The sequence below is a fragment of the Cytobacillus solani genome, assembly GCF_001420595.1.
In the GTDB taxonomy this organism is placed as follows: domain Bacteria; phylum Bacillota; class Bacilli; order Bacillales; family Cytobacillaceae; genus Cytobacillus; species Cytobacillus solani.
On the sequence record NZ_LJIX01000006.1, the window covers coordinates 1,789,336 to 1,804,994 of the forward strand.

General features: G+C 40.5%; 14 protein-coding genes. 13 read left to right on the forward strand and 1 reads right to left on the reverse strand.

What is annotated here, in order from left to right; all coding sequences use genetic code 11:
* The first annotated feature begins 46 nt into the window (after positions 1–46).
* The 13 genes from AN957_RS10810 to pyrE all read left to right on the forward strand — a co-directional run bounded on the left by AN957_RS10810 (position 47) and on the right by pyrE (position 13,528).
* Entirely contained in the window at positions 47–334 is a 288-nt protein-coding gene (locus AN957_RS10810; RefSeq protein ID WP_053475595.1) for a hypothetical protein, read from the forward strand.
* A 79-nt stretch (positions 335–413) separates the two neighbouring features.
* Complete coding sequence (lspA, locus tag AN957_RS10815) at positions 414–908, forward strand: signal peptidase II (protein ID WP_053475596.1); 495 nt, start codon at positions 414–416, stop codon at positions 906–908.
* Positions 880–1,791, forward strand: coding sequence for an RluA family pseudouridine synthase (locus AN957_RS10820; protein ID WP_053475597.1), 912 nt, complete (start codon positions 880–882; stop codon positions 1,789–1,791). Before lspA ends, AN957_RS10820 begins: the two co-directional genes overlap by 29 nt.
* A 184-nt stretch (positions 1,792–1,975) precedes the next feature.
* Positions 1,976–2,518, forward strand: a complete 543-nt coding sequence (gene pyrR, locus AN957_RS10825; protein WP_053475598.1) for a bifunctional pyr operon transcriptional regulator/uracil phosphoribosyltransferase PyrR — start codon at positions 1,976–1,978, stop codon at positions 2,516–2,518.
* 60 nt (positions 2,519–2,578) lie between these two features.
* Positions 2,579–3,856, forward strand: coding sequence for a solute carrier family 23 protein (locus AN957_RS10830; RefSeq protein ID WP_056684056.1), 1,278 nt, complete (start codon positions 2,579–2,581; stop codon positions 3,854–3,856).
* A 162-nt stretch (positions 3,857–4,018) separates the two neighbouring features.
* Complete coding sequence (locus AN957_RS10835; protein ID WP_053475600.1) at positions 4,019–4,957, forward strand: aspartate carbamoyltransferase catalytic subunit; 939 nt, start codon at positions 4,019–4,021, stop codon at positions 4,955–4,957.
* Positions 4,920–6,206 (forward strand): dihydroorotase, encoded by a 1,287-nt coding sequence (locus AN957_RS10840; protein WP_053475601.1) that lies wholly within the window; start codon positions 4,920–4,922, stop codon positions 6,204–6,206. The genes AN957_RS10835 and AN957_RS10840 overlap by 38 nt, the downstream gene beginning before the upstream one ends.
* Positions 6,203–7,288, forward strand: a complete 1,086-nt coding sequence (locus AN957_RS10845) for a carbamoyl phosphate synthase small subunit (protein ID WP_056684059.1) — start codon at positions 6,203–6,205, stop codon at positions 7,286–7,288. The genes AN957_RS10840 and AN957_RS10845 overlap by 4 nt, the downstream gene beginning before the upstream one ends.
* The gene (gene carB, locus AN957_RS10850) at positions 7,288–10,500 is read left to right on the forward strand and encodes a carbamoyl-phosphate synthase large subunit (RefSeq protein WP_056684061.1); all 3,213 of its coding nucleotides are present in this window, start codon (positions 7,288–7,290) and stop codon (positions 10,498–10,500) included. The genes AN957_RS10845 and carB overlap by 1 nt, the downstream gene beginning before the upstream one ends.
* Positions 10,497–11,276, forward strand: a complete 780-nt coding sequence (locus tag AN957_RS10855; RefSeq protein ID WP_053475604.1) for a dihydroorotate dehydrogenase electron transfer subunit — start codon at positions 10,497–10,499, stop codon at positions 11,274–11,276. The genes carB and AN957_RS10855 overlap by 4 nt, the downstream gene beginning before the upstream one ends.
* A complete protein-coding gene (locus AN957_RS10860) occupies positions 11,273–12,190 on the forward strand; it encodes a dihydroorotate dehydrogenase (protein ID WP_053475605.1) in 918 nt (305 codons plus the stop codon). Before AN957_RS10855 ends, AN957_RS10860 begins: the two co-directional genes overlap by 4 nt.
* Positions 12,183–12,899, forward strand: a complete 717-nt coding sequence (gene pyrF / locus AN957_RS10865) for an orotidine-5'-phosphate decarboxylase (protein ID WP_053475606.1) — start codon at positions 12,183–12,185, stop codon at positions 12,897–12,899. Before AN957_RS10860 ends, pyrF begins: the two co-directional genes overlap by 8 nt.
* Positions 12,896–13,528, forward strand: a complete 633-nt coding sequence (pyrE, locus tag AN957_RS10870) for an orotate phosphoribosyltransferase (protein WP_053475607.1) — start codon at positions 12,896–12,898, stop codon at positions 13,526–13,528. The genes pyrF and pyrE overlap by 4 nt, the downstream gene beginning before the upstream one ends.
* Before the next feature lie 81 nt (positions 13,529–13,609).
* Here pyrE and AN957_RS10875 read toward each other — a convergent pair whose 3' ends face one another.
* Complete coding sequence (locus tag AN957_RS10875; protein ID WP_053475608.1) at positions 13,610–15,322, reverse strand: Rqc2 family fibronectin-binding protein; 1,713 nt, start codon at positions 15,320–15,322, stop codon at positions 13,610–13,612.
* Positions 15,323–15,659: the final 337 nt, after the last annotated feature.

A 15,659-nucleotide genomic window follows, 5' to 3' on the forward strand; every position in this document is an offset into this window, starting at 1 on the left:
AATCTTAAGAGATACTAAAGAAAAATCAATGAACGGAGGAACAGACATGGATGCAAAAGTTGAAAAGCTCTATTCCGAACTCCGTAATACTAGACAGGAACTATTGGAAAAATTAATGGATGATCGCAGTTCAAAGCTGATTCGACCATTTATATTGGATGAGTTATATGATGTGGAAAGTACCCTAGAAAGGATTGAAAAAGGGCTTTATGGCAAATGTGAAGTATCAGGTGAATTGCTTCCAGACGACATATTAGCTGCGGTTCCAACCTTAAAAACGCTAGATGATTGTAATCGGCTAGAGAATTATTATCGAAAATCTTTGTACGAATAAGAATAAGCGCTTACTGTCGTTTTTATGCAGAGTGTGCTAAAATGCAAAGGTAAAGATAAGAGATATGGGGGTTGCCTTTGTGTTTTATTACATAATTGCCTTATTTATTATTGCACTTGATCAATTAACGAAATATTTAATTGTCAAAAACATGGAGCTCGGTGAAAGTATAAAAGTAATTGAAGACTTCCTTTATATTACATCCCACAGAAATAGAGGGGCTGCTTGGGGAATTCTTGAAGGACAAATGTGGTTTTTTTATATTATCACTGTCATTGTTATCATTGGAATTGTTTACTACATTCAAAAAGCTGCTAAAGGAAAAATGTTATTTGGAGTATCGTTAGGATTTATGCTAGGGGGAGCGATTGGGAATTTTATTGATCGTGTTTTCCGAAATGAGGTCGTTGATTTTGTAAACACCTATATTTTTGGCTATGACTTCCCTGTCTTTAATATTGCAGACTCTGCATTAGTTATTGGCGTGGCGATGCTAATGATCCAAATGCTTTTAGAAGAGAGAGCGTTAAAAAAGGAGAAAACACATGGAGAAAATGGAACACACCATTCTTGAAGAACAAGCAGGAGAGAGAATTGATAAGGTTCTTTCAACTTTAAACAAAGAATGGTCAAGAACACAAGCGCAAGCATGGATTAAAGAAGGGCATGTTCTTGTTAATGAAGAACAAATAAAAACAAATTATAAATGTTCGTTTAATGATCGAATTGTGATCACGATCCCAGAACCTGAAGAATTAGATGTTGTTCCGGAGAATATGGATTTAGAAATATACTACGAAGATCAGGATGTATTAGTTGTGAATAAACCGAAAGGTATGGTCGTCCATCCTGCTCCTGGTCACTTAACAGGTACATTAGTTAATGGACTAATGGCTCATTGTAAGGATCTTTCAGGAATCAATGGGGTTATGAGACCTGGCATTGTTCACCGTATCGATAAAGACACATCCGGTTTGTTAATGGTGGCAAAGAATGATCTTGCTCACGAAAGTCTCGTTAATCAATTAGTCGAAAAGACAGTGACTAGGAAATATCGTGCCATTGTCCATGGGGTGATTCCTCATGATTATGGAACAATTGAGGCACCAATTGCCCGTGATCAAAAGGATAGGCAAAGTATGGCTGTAACTGATAATGGTAAACATGCAGTCACTCATTTTCATGTGCTTGATCGGTTTACCAATTTTACATTTGTTGAGTGTCAGTTAGAAACTGGAAGAACTCACCAAATTCGTGTCCACATGAAATATATTGGCTACCCGCTAGCAGGCGATCCGAAATACGGTCCAAGAAAGACATTAGATATTGGTGGTCAGGCATTGCATGCAGGTATCTTAGGATTTGTGCATCCTAGATCAGGTGAATACATGGAGTTTGAAGCGCCGCTTCCTCCTGACTTTCAGCAGCTAGTTGACCAGATGAAAAATAATCGTTGACAAGTACCTATGATTACAATAAACTAATTTTAGTTAAATAAGAGTCCTTTAATACAGTCCCGTGAGGCTGAGAAGGAAACGGATATGTGCCTAGGGGATGTTTCCCTTATCTATGCGCTCGTTACCCTCTCGCTGAATCGGTGAGAGGGTTTTTTATATATATAAAGTAAAGGCGGGGTTTTACATGTCGCAAAAAGCAATTGTTCTTGATGAACAAGCAATCCGCAGAGCTTTGACGAGGATTGCCCATGAAATTATTGAAAAAAATAAAGGAATTGAAGGCTGTGTCCTTGTTGGCATTCGTACAAGAGGAATATATTTAGCAAGTCGATTAGCTGAACGAATACAGCAAATAGAAGGGGCGAATGTTCCAGTAGGAGAGCTTGACATTACCCTATACCGTGATGATTTATCAAAGGTGACAGTAGATGAAGAACCTTTAGTAAAGGGTTCAGAAATTCCAATTGATATTACAAATCAAAAGGTCATTCTAGTCGATGACGTCCTTTATACAGGAAGAACGGTTAGGGCAGCACTAGATGCACTTGTTGATATTGGCAGACCATCCTCTGTACAGCTGGCTGTTTTGGTTGATAGAGGACATAGAGAATTGCCGATCAGAGCTGACTATGTTGGTAAAAATATCCCAACCTCAAGTTCAGAAAAAATTGTCGTTGAATTAAACGAAGTTGACGAACATGAGCATGTAAGTATTTTTGAAAACTAGTTGGCAAACCCTTTAAATAATAGCCCAGAGAGGCTAAAAAGGAATCGAGGAGATTGAAATATGAATAAGCCAGTATTAGACATAAATGATTTTCCAAGTAAAACACAGCTCATAACACTAAGCTTTCAGCATATGTTTGCGATGTTTGGCTCAACTATTTTAGTACCACAGTTAGTTGGTTTAAGTCCTGCTATCGCACTCTTAACAAGCGGGATTGCAACAATTATCTTTTTATTCATTACTCAATTTAAAGTGCCAGCGTACTTAGGCTCATCATTTGCCTTTATCACTCCCATACTAATTGCTACAAATTTTGGGGAGAATCCTGGGAACGCAATGATCGGAGCAATGGCTGTCGGTATTACCTACTCGCTTGTTTCACTGGTTATTTGGAAAGCTGGCTATAAATGGCTGATGCGGCTTTTGCCGCCGATTGTTGTTGGACCAGTCATTATGGTTATTGGGCTAGCGTTATCAGGCACAGCTGTAGATATGGCGATGAATGTAAATGATGAATACAGTTTTCTACACTTTACAGCAGCACTTGTCACATTATTTGCGGCCATTGTCTTTACCGTTTACTTCAAAAATATTTTAAGTGCGATGCCAATTTTACTTGGCTTAATTATCGGATATATATACTCTGCTATCATAGGAATTATCGATTTTACAGCGGTAAAAGAAGCAAAATGGTTTGCGATGCCTGATTTCTTATTGCCAGGTATACATTATGAATTTAATATTACCTCTTCCATATTACTTGCGATGGTGCCAATTGTGCTCGTTACGATTTCGGAGCATATTGGTCATCAATTAGTACTAGGAAAAGTAGTGAATCGTAATTACATTAAAGATCCTGGCTTACATCGTTCAATTTTCGCAGACGGTCTGGGTACATTTGTCAGTGCGCTACTTGGTGGACCGCCAAAAACGACGTATGGTGAAAACATTGGTGTACTCGCAATCACACGAGTCTACTCAGTCTATGTCATTTTTGGAGCGGCTGTACTGGCGATTTTGTTCGCGTTTTTCGGTAAAGCAATGGCTTTAATACAAACGATTCCCACAGCAGTGCTTGGAGGAATTTCAATTTTATTATTCGGGATCATCGCGTCCAGCGGCTTGCGGATGCTTGTTGAAAATAAGATTGATTTTGGCAAGAATAGGAATCTAGTAATCTCGTCAGTAATCCTCGTAATTGGAATCGGCGGAGCAGCATTAAGATTCTCTGAAACCTTTGCGATTGAAGGAATGGCACTTGCTGCAATAGTTGGTGTAATTCTGAATCTTATTTTACCAGGAAGAGAAATCGTTCAAGATGAGGATGAAATAAATTAATAAGGTACCTTTTAAAGAAGTCCAGAGAGGCTTATAAGGGTGTTAAGTTTTAGCTATGGCATTAAGAACATGCATGCTTCTTTAGCCATAGCTATGCTTCAAAGTATCAACACCCTGAATATATTCAGGGTGTTTTTTATAGAAACAATAGGAGGGATATGCTTGAAACACTTACTTCAGACATCAGATTTAACGATTAATGATATTTCTCAAATCCTCTCAGATGCGCAATATTTTATAGATGGCGGGAACTGGTCGCCTAAAAAGAATGTTTTTATTGCCAATTTATTTTTCGAAAATAGTACTAGGACAAAATGCAGCTTTGAAGTAGCACAGAGAAAGCTTGGCTTAGATATTATCCCTTTTGAAGTAGGCACATCAAGTGTTTCAAAGGGTGAAACATTATATGACACGGTTAAAACACTTGAGGCTATTGGAATAGATGCAGTTGTGATTCGCCATAATCAAGATCGGTATTTTGATGAGCTTGTTGGGAAATCAGATGTTTCAATCATTAATGCTGGTGATGGGTGCGGTCATCATCCAACACAATCACTTCTTGACTTATTAACCATTAAGCAGGAGTTCGGCAGCTTTAAGGGACTTAAGGTTGCTATTATTGGTGATATCAGACATAGCCGTGTAGCAAGGTCAAATGCAGATACGTTAGTTCGTTTAGGAGCAGAGGTTGTTTTCTCCGGCCCAGTGGAATGGTTTAATGACGAACTTCTTGAAAATGGATCGTACGAAGATATTGATTCAACTGTAGAAACGGCAGATGTAGTTATGCTGCTGCGTATCCAGCATGAGCGCCATGGAGAAAAGGGAACGAAAGCTGCGGATGATTATCATCAAGCCTTTGGACTGACGATAGAAAGAGAAAGAAGAATGAAGTCAGGAAGCATCATCATGCATCCGGCGCCAGTGAATCGAAATGTGGAAATTGATGATAGCCTAGTAGAATGCAAACGTTCGAGAATCTTTAAACAAATGACAAATGGTGTGTACATCAGAATGGCTGTGTTAAAAAGGACAATCGAACAAATGGAAGGGAGCGGTCAAAATGAAGACATTAATAAAAAATGGTCAGTTGCTAACTAATGAAGGGGAATTTAAACTTGCAGATATTTTTATAGATTCCGGGATGATCATCGAAATAGGAGAAGCTCTTAAAAGGGAAGCGGAAGAAATTATCGATGCAAATGGCCTGCTGGTTACACCTGGTTTTCTCGATCTTCATATCCATTTACGTGAGCCAGGCGGTGAAAAGAAAGAGACGATTGCAACCGGAACAGCAGCTGCTGCAAGGGGAGGATTCACAACCGTAGCTGCAATGCCGAATACAAGACCTGTCCCGGATACAAAGGAACAATTAGCATGGCTGAATAAACGGATTGAAGAAACGGCATCAGTAAATGTGCTTCCTTATGCATCAATCACCATCCGTGAGCTTGGTGAGAAGTTAACGGATTTTCAAGCTTTGAAAGAAGCTGGTGCCTTTGCTTTCACCGATGATGGGGTAGGTGTTCAATCTGCTGAGATGATGCTGCAAGCGATGAAGAAGGCGGCTGAAATTGATATGGCAATCGTCGCTCACTGTGAAGAAAATACTTTGATTAATAAGGGATCCGTTCATGAAGGTGCTTTTTCAGAAAAGAATGGATTAAACGGCATTCCATCTGTTTGTGAATCAGTTCATATTGCCAGGGATGTGCTTTTAGCAGAGGCAGCGAATTGCCATTATCATGTCTGTCATATTAGCACGAAGGAATCGGTAAGAGTGGTAAGAGATGCGAAGCGTGCTGGAATTAAAGTAACGGCTGAAGTAACACCACATCATCTTCTTTTATGTGAGGAAGATATCCCGAGTCTTGATACGAATTATAAGATGAATCCTCCACTTAGAGGAGAAGCAGATAGAGATGCCTTAATTGAAGGGATTTTAGATGGAACAATTGATTTTATAGCAACAGATCATGCACCACATACAGCAGAGGAGAAAGCAGAAGGAATGCAACTTGCACCTTTTGGAATTGTTGGATTAGAAACAGCCTTCCCACTTCTTTATACACATTTTGTTGAAAAAGGAATGTTTACATTAAAGCAGCTAATCGACTTTCTTACAGTTAAGCCTGCTGAAGTTTTTAAACTGGCATCTGGCAAGCTTGAGATCGGTGCAAAAGCAGATATCGTTTTATTGGACTTGAACCACACGGAGAAAATTAACCCGGAACAATTTTTATCAAAAGGAAAAAATACGCCGTTTGCCGGCTGGGAATGTAGGGGCTGGCCAGTGCTGACAATGGTAAATGGAAAAATTGCATGGAGCAAGGGGAGTGTAACAGCATGAGAAAACAGCTAATTTTAGAAGATGGCACTATTTTTATCGGGGATGGCTTTGGCAGTAATACAAACACAATGGGGGAAGTTGTTTTCAATACTGGTATGACAGGCTATCAGGAAATTATTTCAGATCCTTCGTATTGCGGTCAAATCGTGACCCTTACATTTCCTCTCGTCGGAAACTATGGAATAAACCGAGATGATTTTGAATCGATATCTCCAGCCATTCAAGGCTTTATCGTCAAGGAAGCCGCTGAGTTTCCATCCAACTGGAGAAATGAAAAAACAATTGATGAATATTTTCAAATCAAAAATATCCCAGGCATAGCAGGAATTGATACACGTAAATTAACAAGGATTATCCGTCAGCATGGAACTTTAAAGGGAGCGATTTGCGGGATTGAGGAAGATGCTGCTTCCGTTCTGGAAAGATTGCGTACGACAAATCTTCGAAATGATCAAGTAAAACAGGTCTCTACAAAAACACCATATCCAAGCCCAGGTCGTGGGAGAAGAGTCGTTCTTGTCGATTTTGGCATGAAGCACGGGATTTTACGAGAGTTAAATAAACGTGACTGTGATGTGATCGTAGTTCCTTATAATACGACAGCAGAGGAAATTCTTAACCTAAGCCCAGATGGTGTGATGCTTTCAAATGGACCCGGGGATCCAAAAGATGTGCCTGAAGCAATTACAATGATTAATGGATTACTGGATCAAGTGCCTTTGTTTGGCATCTGTCTTGGCCATCAGCTGTTTGCACTTGCCTGCGGAGCAAATACGGAGAAAATGAAATTTGGCCATCGCGGGTCCAATCACCCAGTAAAAGAATTATCAACAGGTAAAGTTGCCATCACTTCACAAAACCATGGCTACACGGTTGAAGAACATTCAATTTTAAATACAAGATTAGAGGTTACACATATAGCATTAAATGACGGTACTGTTGAAGGGTTAAAGCATAAAGATTATCCAGCATTTACCGTCCAATACCACCCAGAAGCTTCTCCTGGACCTGAAGATGCCAACGGTTTATTTGAACAATTTTTGACAATGGTCGAATTTGAGAAACAGGAAGGTGCGAACTAATGCCAAAGCGTACAGATATAAAAAGCATACTAGTAATTGGATCAGGACCCATCGTCATCGGTCAGGCAGCAGAGTTTGATTATGCTGGAACACAGGCATGCATCGCCCTGAAGGAAGAAGGGTACAGAGTCATCCTAATCAATTCAAATCCAGCGACAATCATGACAGATACAGAAATTGCTGATGCTGTCTATATCGAGCCGCTTACATTAGAATTTGTTAGCCGAATTATTCGCAAGGAACGTCCGGATGCACTTGTCCCAACACTTGGAGGACAAACAGGACTAAATCTTGCAGTAGAACTAGCTAAATCAGGGGTTCTTGAAGAATGTGGAGTAGAAATTCTTGGCACAAAGCTTTCAGCAATTGAACAGGCGGAAGATCGTGACCTTTTCAGAAATCTGATGAATGAGCTTGGCGAGCCTGTACCTGAAAGTGAAATCATCCATACATTAGAGGAAGCCTATGAATTTGTAAATATAATCGGTTATCCTGTTATCGTTCGTCCAGCATTCACTCTTGGTGGTACAGGCGGAGGAATCTGCCACGATGAATCGGAGCTTATTGAGTTTGTTAAAAGTGGTTTGAAAAATAGCCCTGTGACACAATGTCTATTAGAAAAGAGCATTGCCGGATTTAAAGAAATTGAATACGAGGTTATGAGAGACTCAGGTGATCATGCCATTGTTGTTTGTAACATGGAAAACATTGATCCAGTCGGCGTCCATACGGGAGATTCGATTGTTGTCGCACCAAGCCAAACACTAAGTGACCGTGAGTATCAATTATTAAGAAATGTTTCATTAAAAATTATTCGCGCGTTAGGAATCGAAGGGGGCTGTAATGTTCAGCTAGCACTCGATCCGTACAGCTTCAACTACTATATTATTGAAGTGAACCCAAGAGTTAGCCGTTCATCTGCATTGGCATCAAAAGCAACTGGATACCCAATCGCTAAGCTTGCTGCAAAAATCGCAGTTGGCTTAACGTTAGATGAAATGATGAACCCAGTTACTGGTAAAACATATGCAAGCTTCGAGCCAGCACTTGATTACATTGTCACGAAAATTCCACGCTGGCCGTTTGATAAATTTGAATCAGCGAATCGTTCATTAGGAACACAAATGAAGGCAACAGGCGAAGTAATGGCCATCGGCCGCACGTTTGAGGAATCCTTATTAAAAGCTGTGCGTTCGCTAGAAGCAAATGTGTTTCATTTAACGCTTAATGAGGCAGATACGATTGACAATAATTTAATGGAAAAAAGAATCCGCAATGCTGGGGATGAACGACTATTCTATATTGGGGAAGCACTCAGAAGAGGTGTTACAATTGAAACGATTCATGAATGGAGCCAAATCGACCTTTTCTTCCTTCATAAAATGGAAAAAATCGTATCTTTTGAAAAAGAGCTTGCTGCTAGTCGATTTGAAAAAGAAATAGGCAAGAAAGCGAAGGAAATGGGCTTTGCCGACTGTACCATCGCTAATGCCTGGAATACGACTGAATTAGGGGTTTATACTTGGAGAACTGAAAATGGCATCGTGCCTGTTTACAAGATGGTTGACACTTGTGCTGCCGAATTTGAATCGGAAACTCCGTATTACTATGGCACATATGAGGAAGAAAATGAATCAGCAGTGACTGACAGGCAGAGTGTCGTTGTTCTTGGTTCAGGTCCGATCCGCATCGGCCAAGGGGTTGAGTTTGACTATGCAACTGTACACTCCGTTTGGGCGATTAAAGAAGCGGGCTATGAAGCAATTATCATCAATAACAATCCGGAAACAGTTTCAACTGATTTCAGCATTTCCGATAAGCTTTACTTTGAACCGCTGACGATTGAAGATGTCATGCACATCATTGACCTAGAAAAGCCAGAAGGGGTTGTCGTCCAATTTGGCGGACAAACGGCAATTAATCTCGCTGCTAGTTTAGTAGAAAGAGGTGTGAAAATTCTTGGGACATCTCTAGAAGACCTTGATCGTGCGGAAGATAGGGATAAATTCGAACAGGCATTATCTGAACTTTGTATCCCGCAGCCAAAAGGAAAAACAGCACTCTCTGTTGAAGAGGCAGTCATAATTGCGAATGGAATTGGCTATCCCGTTCTTGTGCGCCCATCCTATGTTCTTGGCGGACGGGCAATGGAAATTGTTTATAAAGAAGAAGAGCTTCTTCACTACATGAAAAATGCGGTGAAGATTAATCCTGAGCATCCGGTTTTAATAGACCGGTATCTAACAGGGAAAGAAATTGAAGTGGATGCAATCTCAGATGGAGAAACTGTCGTGATCCCTGGAATTATGGAGCATATCGAGCGTGCCGGTGTTCACTCTGGTGACTCCATTGCAGTCTATCCACCACAGAGTATATCTGCTGAAGTAAAAGATAAGCTTGTTGATTATACAGAAAAGCTTGCAAAGGGACTTGGGATCATTGGATTATTAAACATCCAGTACATTGTTGCAAATGAAGAAGTGTTTGTGATTGAAGTAAATCCAAGATCGAGCCGTACCGTACCTTTCTTAAGCAAAATTACCAATGTGCCGATGGCGAACATCGCAACAAAGGTGATTTTAGGCCAATCACTAAAGGAACAGGGCTACCAATCGGGTCTTGTACAAGAAAAAAACGGTGTTTATGTAAAGGTGCCAGTCTTCTCATTTGCTAAATTGAGAAGGGTTGACATTACTCTTGGACCAGAAATGAAATCAACTGGAGAAGTAATGGGAAAAGATTCTACCCTTGAAAAGGCATTGTATAAAGGGTTAGTGGCCTCAGGGATGAAGATTCATCCGTTCGGTTCGGTTCTTATGACTGTTGCTGATAAGGACAAGGAGGAATCACTCCAGCTTGCCAAACGCTTTGCTTCTATTGGTTATCGCTTAATGGCTACAAGCGGAACAGCGCAATTGCTGCAAGCAGAAGGTGTTACAGTCGAAGTCGTTGATAAAATCGGATCAGACGGTCCTAACTTACTAGATGTAATTCGAAATGGCAAAGCACAAATTGTTATCAACACGTTAACTAAAGGGAAACAGCCGGAAAGAGACGGCTTCCGCATTCGTCGTGAAGCTGTAGAGAATGGTGTACCTTGCCTTACATCGCTTGATACAGCGGATGCGATTCTAAAAGTAATCGAATCCATGAACTTTTCAGCAGATGCAATGGAAAAGCCAGTTGATATACAGGAGGCGGTCTTCGCGTGATCAAAAAAGAATTATGCCAAATCGTCTCTCAAGCAGAAATAGCCGAACATATTTTCATGCTCACCCTCCAAGGTGAGCTTGTCCGCGAAATGAATGAGCCCGGACAATTTGTGCATTTGAAAATAGCCCAACATTTTGAACCGCTTCTTAGAAGGCCAATCAGTATTTCTGACATTCAGAAGGATAAAAATCAATTTACAATGATTTATCGTGCAGAGGGCAGAGGAACAGCTTTACTGTCTGAGAAAAAGCCGGGGGATGTCGTTGATGTACTTGGTCCTCTAGGAAATGGATTTCCCATACATGAAGCGAAACCGGGAGAAACCGCTCTACTCGTCGGGGGAGGAATTGGTATTCCACCTTTATTTGAATTATCTAAACAGCTTGTAAAGCAGGGCGTAAATGTCATCCATGTTCTTGGATTTCAATCAGCAAATGTTGTTTTTTATGAAGATGAATTTACTAAACTTGGGGAGACATATGTAGCGACTGTTGATGGCAGCTATGGCACGAAAGGGTTTGTCACTAACATCATCGAAGATCGGAAGCTTACATTTGATGTCCTCTATTCATGCGGCCCGACACCGATGCTTAAGGCACTTGAAAATAATTATTTGGATAAGAAGGTCTATCTTTCCTTGGAAGAACGAATGGGCTGCGGGATTGGAGCCTGCTTTGCTTGTGTATGCCACACCGGTGATGATCCAACAGGCTACACATATAAAAAGGTTTGCAGCGACGGACCTGTTTTTAAAGCTGGGGAGGTACTTCTATGAAATCATTACAAATAAGCTTGCCCGGACTAGATATGAAAAATCCAATCATGCCAGCATCTGGCTGCTTCGGTTTTGGCCGTGAATTCAGCCAGCTTTTTGATCTAAGCCAACTTGGTGCGATTATGATTAAAGCAACAACCTATGAACCTCGTTTTGGCAATCCGACCCCTCGAGTGGCTGAAACCACTGCAGGAATGCTAAATGCCATCGGGCTGCAAAATCCTGGACTTGAAAAAGTAATGAATGAAGAGCTGCCTTGGCTAGATCAATTTGATGTTCCGATTATTGCCAATGTCGCAGGCTCACAAGAGGAAGATTATATTGCAGTTGCGAAAGAAATTTCCAAAGCGTCGAATGTGCATGCCCTAGAATTAAATATTTCCTGCCCGAATGTCAAAATAGGCGGGATTGCTTTCGGAACCATACCAGAAGTGGCAAAGGATTTAACAAAGAAAGTCAAGGAAGTATCTGAAGTCCCTATTTATGTGAAGCTATCGCCCAACGTGACAAATATTGTCGAAATGGCAAAAGCAGTGGAAGATGGCGGAGCAGATGGATTAACGATGATTAATACGCTAGTTGGCATGAGAATTGATTTGAAGTCTGGGAAACCAATTTTAGCAAACAAAACAGGAGGACTTTCAGGACCAGCAATTAAGCCTGTTGCGATCCGAATGATTCATGAGGTAAGCCAGAACGTATCCTTGCCGATTATTGGCATGGGGGGCGTTCAATCTGCTGAAGATGTGATTGAATATTATTACGCAGGGGCAAGTGCGGTTGCTGTAGGTACTGCAAACTTTGTGGATCCATTCGTCTGTCCGACGATCATTGAAGAATTACCGGAATTAGTGAGAAGACTTGGCTTTGACCATATTTCTGAATGTACGGGAAGGAGCTGGAAAAATGGATAAATCACTTATTATCGCGCTTGATTTTGCAGGTAAACAGGAGGTCAATCAGTTTTTAAATCACTTTAATGATGAAAAGCTTTTTTTGAAGGTAGGAATGGAGCTTTTCTTTCAGGAGGGGCCAAGTATTATTTATGACTTGAAAGAAAAAGGGCATGATATTTTTCTAGATTTAAAGCTTCATGACATCCCGAATACGGTAAAAGGAGCGATGAAGGGGCTTGCCCGTCTTGGATGCAATCTTGTCAATGTTCATGCAGCAGGCGGAAAAGAGATGATGAGTGCAGCACTTGAAGGATTGGAGGCTGGAACGCCAGCTGGGCAGAGTAGACCTGCTTGTATTTCTGTGACTCAATTAACGAGTACTTCAGAAGAGCAAATGCGTGAGGAACAGCTTGTTCAAGTCCCTTTGGAGGAATCAGTCCTTCATTATGCAGCTTTAACGAAAAAAGCGGGTCTTGACGGGGTTGTTTGCTCTACTTTCGAGGCTAAATCTATACGACAAATACTGGGTCAGTCCTTTTTGACTGTAGCTCCGGGGATTCGTTTGCAATCAGATGATGTTCAGGATCAAAAGCGAGTAGCCACTCCTGCTTATGCAAAATCTGAAGGTGCTTCAGCAATTGTTGTCGGACGCCCAATCACAAAATCAGTTAACCCGCTGGAAAAATACATTGAATTCAAACAATCATGGGAGGGTGTTCACCAATGAAACAACAAATTGCCGAACGTTTACTAGAAATCAAAGCTGTTGCGTTACAGCCTAATGAACCTTTTACATGGTCATCTGGTATAAGGTCTCCTATTTACTGCGATAATCGGTTAACACTTTCCTATCCTGCTGTTCGAAAGGAGATTGCAAATGGATTGAAGGAAACCATTTTGGCGAAGTTCCCTAGAGCCGAAATAATCGCAGGAACAGCAACTGCAGGAATCCCTCATGCTGCATGGGTCAGCGACTTAATGGATTTGCCAATGTGCTACGTACGTTCCAAGCCAAAGGGACACGGACAAGGAAACCAAATAGAGGGAAAAACAGAACCTGGACAAAAGGTTGTTGTCGTAGAAGATTTAATTTCTACAGGTGGGAGTGTCATAACAGCAGTAGAAGCACTGCGCCAAGCAGGTTGTGAAGTCCTGGGTGTTGTCGCTATCTTTACTTACCAGTTGAAAAAAGGGAAAGAATTGCTTGAGGAAGCGAATATTTCAACGTTCACATTGACTGATTTTGAAACCCTATCGGAAATTGCAAAACAAAAAGGCTATATACAGGCAGAGGATATGGAAAAGCTTTCAGAATGGCGGAAAAACCCTGCAGAATGGGGAACAGTGAATCAATAATTTGTCTCATTGTAATTCTATAGTTTATATTTTGTTCTTTAAAAAAAATGAATGGGACGAGGTGCTCCCTCGTCCCATATACTACCCCTGTCTTAACGACAGAACAATCTCCTCATCTGGTGTCACATATACAGTCTGTTGGTTCTCATAAATCACAAATCCAGGTTTGGCCCCGCTAGGCTTTTTTACATGCCGAACCTGCGTGAAGTCTACTGGAACTGAACTAGAATTGCGAGCCTTACTATAATAAGCTGCTAAATTTGCAGCTTCTAATATTGTTGCTTCTGCAGGCTCTTTGCTCCGAATCACCACATGCGACCCAGGGATATCTTTCGTATGCAGCCAAATTTCGTCTCTAGCTGCCAGTTTATTTGTTAAGTAATCATTTTGTTTATTATTTTTTCCGACAAAGATTTCTGTTCCATCAGTGGAGATGTAGCGGTCAAGAATTGGTTTTACATTTTGATTCTTCTTGTTTTTCTTTTTTTGTCTATCTCTAATATAACCGCCCTCAATTAATTCCTCTCGTATTTCCGCAATATCCTTCGGTGAGGCTGTTTCCACTTGCTGAAGCAAAGTTTCAAAATAAGCATGCTCCGCTTTCGTTATTTCGATCTGCTCTTTTACAATCGTAATCGCATTTTTTGCCTTCTGATATTTTGTAAAGTATTTCTGTGCATTTTCAGAAGGCGTTTTTTGCGAATCTAGTGGAATGGTCACCATTGCTCCATTTTCATCATAATAATTGCTGACATCTACCGTTTTCATTCCTTTTTTTATCGCGTAAATATTAGCGGTGATCAGCTCACCGTAAAGCTGGTGCTGATCAGCATTTTCGGCTTCTTTTAAGGTTGCTAGCAGTTTTTCTATTTTCTTTTCATTTTTATCTTTTTCATTGTGAATAAAGCGCTCTAAGTCATTTGCATGCTGCTTGACACGATCCCGCTCTGCCTTGCCAAAATAAAAACGATCAAGCATTTCACTTAGTGAATTGAATTTCTTTGGCTCTCCTTGTAGATGCTCCAACGGAAAAAGATAGAAGCTATCCTTTTGCCCACCACTTGTGATTGCAGGGGAGAGTTCGTGATTTTTCAGTAAACGTATATAGTGTAAAAATGTTTTTGGAACAGTTGTCCTGTTAGCTAGTCCAGAATGGAAGAGCACCTCTTTTGCTAGCAATGGCGATATTCCTGCAAATGCGGAAACAAGCTGTTTATCAAGCTTCCCGCTGTTAAAATCAATTTGCCGTAAGATATCCTCCTCACTAGCCTCAAATGGATTCATCTTATCCTGCTGAGGTGGCAAAACATATTCCTGCCCTGGCAAAATTGCTCGATGACTATTTACGGCAAATGACACATGCTTAATGCTGTCCAAAATCAAGTTTCTTGTTTTATCCACTAAGGTAATATTGCTGTGTCTGCCCATTATTTCTACAATCAACTGCTTGTAAGAAGTATCACCAATTTCGTTTCTTCCTTTTACTTCGAAAATAATAATTCGATCTAAGCCAACCTGGCGTATTTCCTCTAGGAAAAATCCTTCCAGATGCTTTCTTAACAGCATGCAAAACATCGGAGGCTCAGAAGGGTTATCATGAGTTTCGTTTGTAAGCTGTACTCTTGCATAACTGGGGTGAGCTGAAAGCAGGAGCTTATGATTCTTTCCGTTAGCTCTCACTACTATAATAATTTCGTTTTTATAGGGCTGATGGATTTTATTAATTCTTCCCCCTTTTAATTCATGGGTTAGTTCTTCTGTTATAGCCCTTGTAAATAAACCGTCGAATGACATTAGGAACATCCTTTTCTATTTAAGTTTTATTTGTATATTTTTTTATCTGTATTTCTGCTAAAAGAAATACAAATGTATTTTATTGGTTCCAATATTAATTCATTTTGTTCTTCTAGGGAACCAATGTCCTCTATTGATTCCTCAAAACACTGCTTTTCTGCCATATAAGGGAATCAATACCCTCTATTGATTCCTCAAACAACGCTAATTTGCCAAATAAGGGAACCAATGACTCCTATTGATACCTCAAACAACGCTAATTTGCCAAATAAGGGAACCAATGACTCCTATTGATACCTCAAACAACGCTATTTTGCTATATAAGGGAACCAATGAC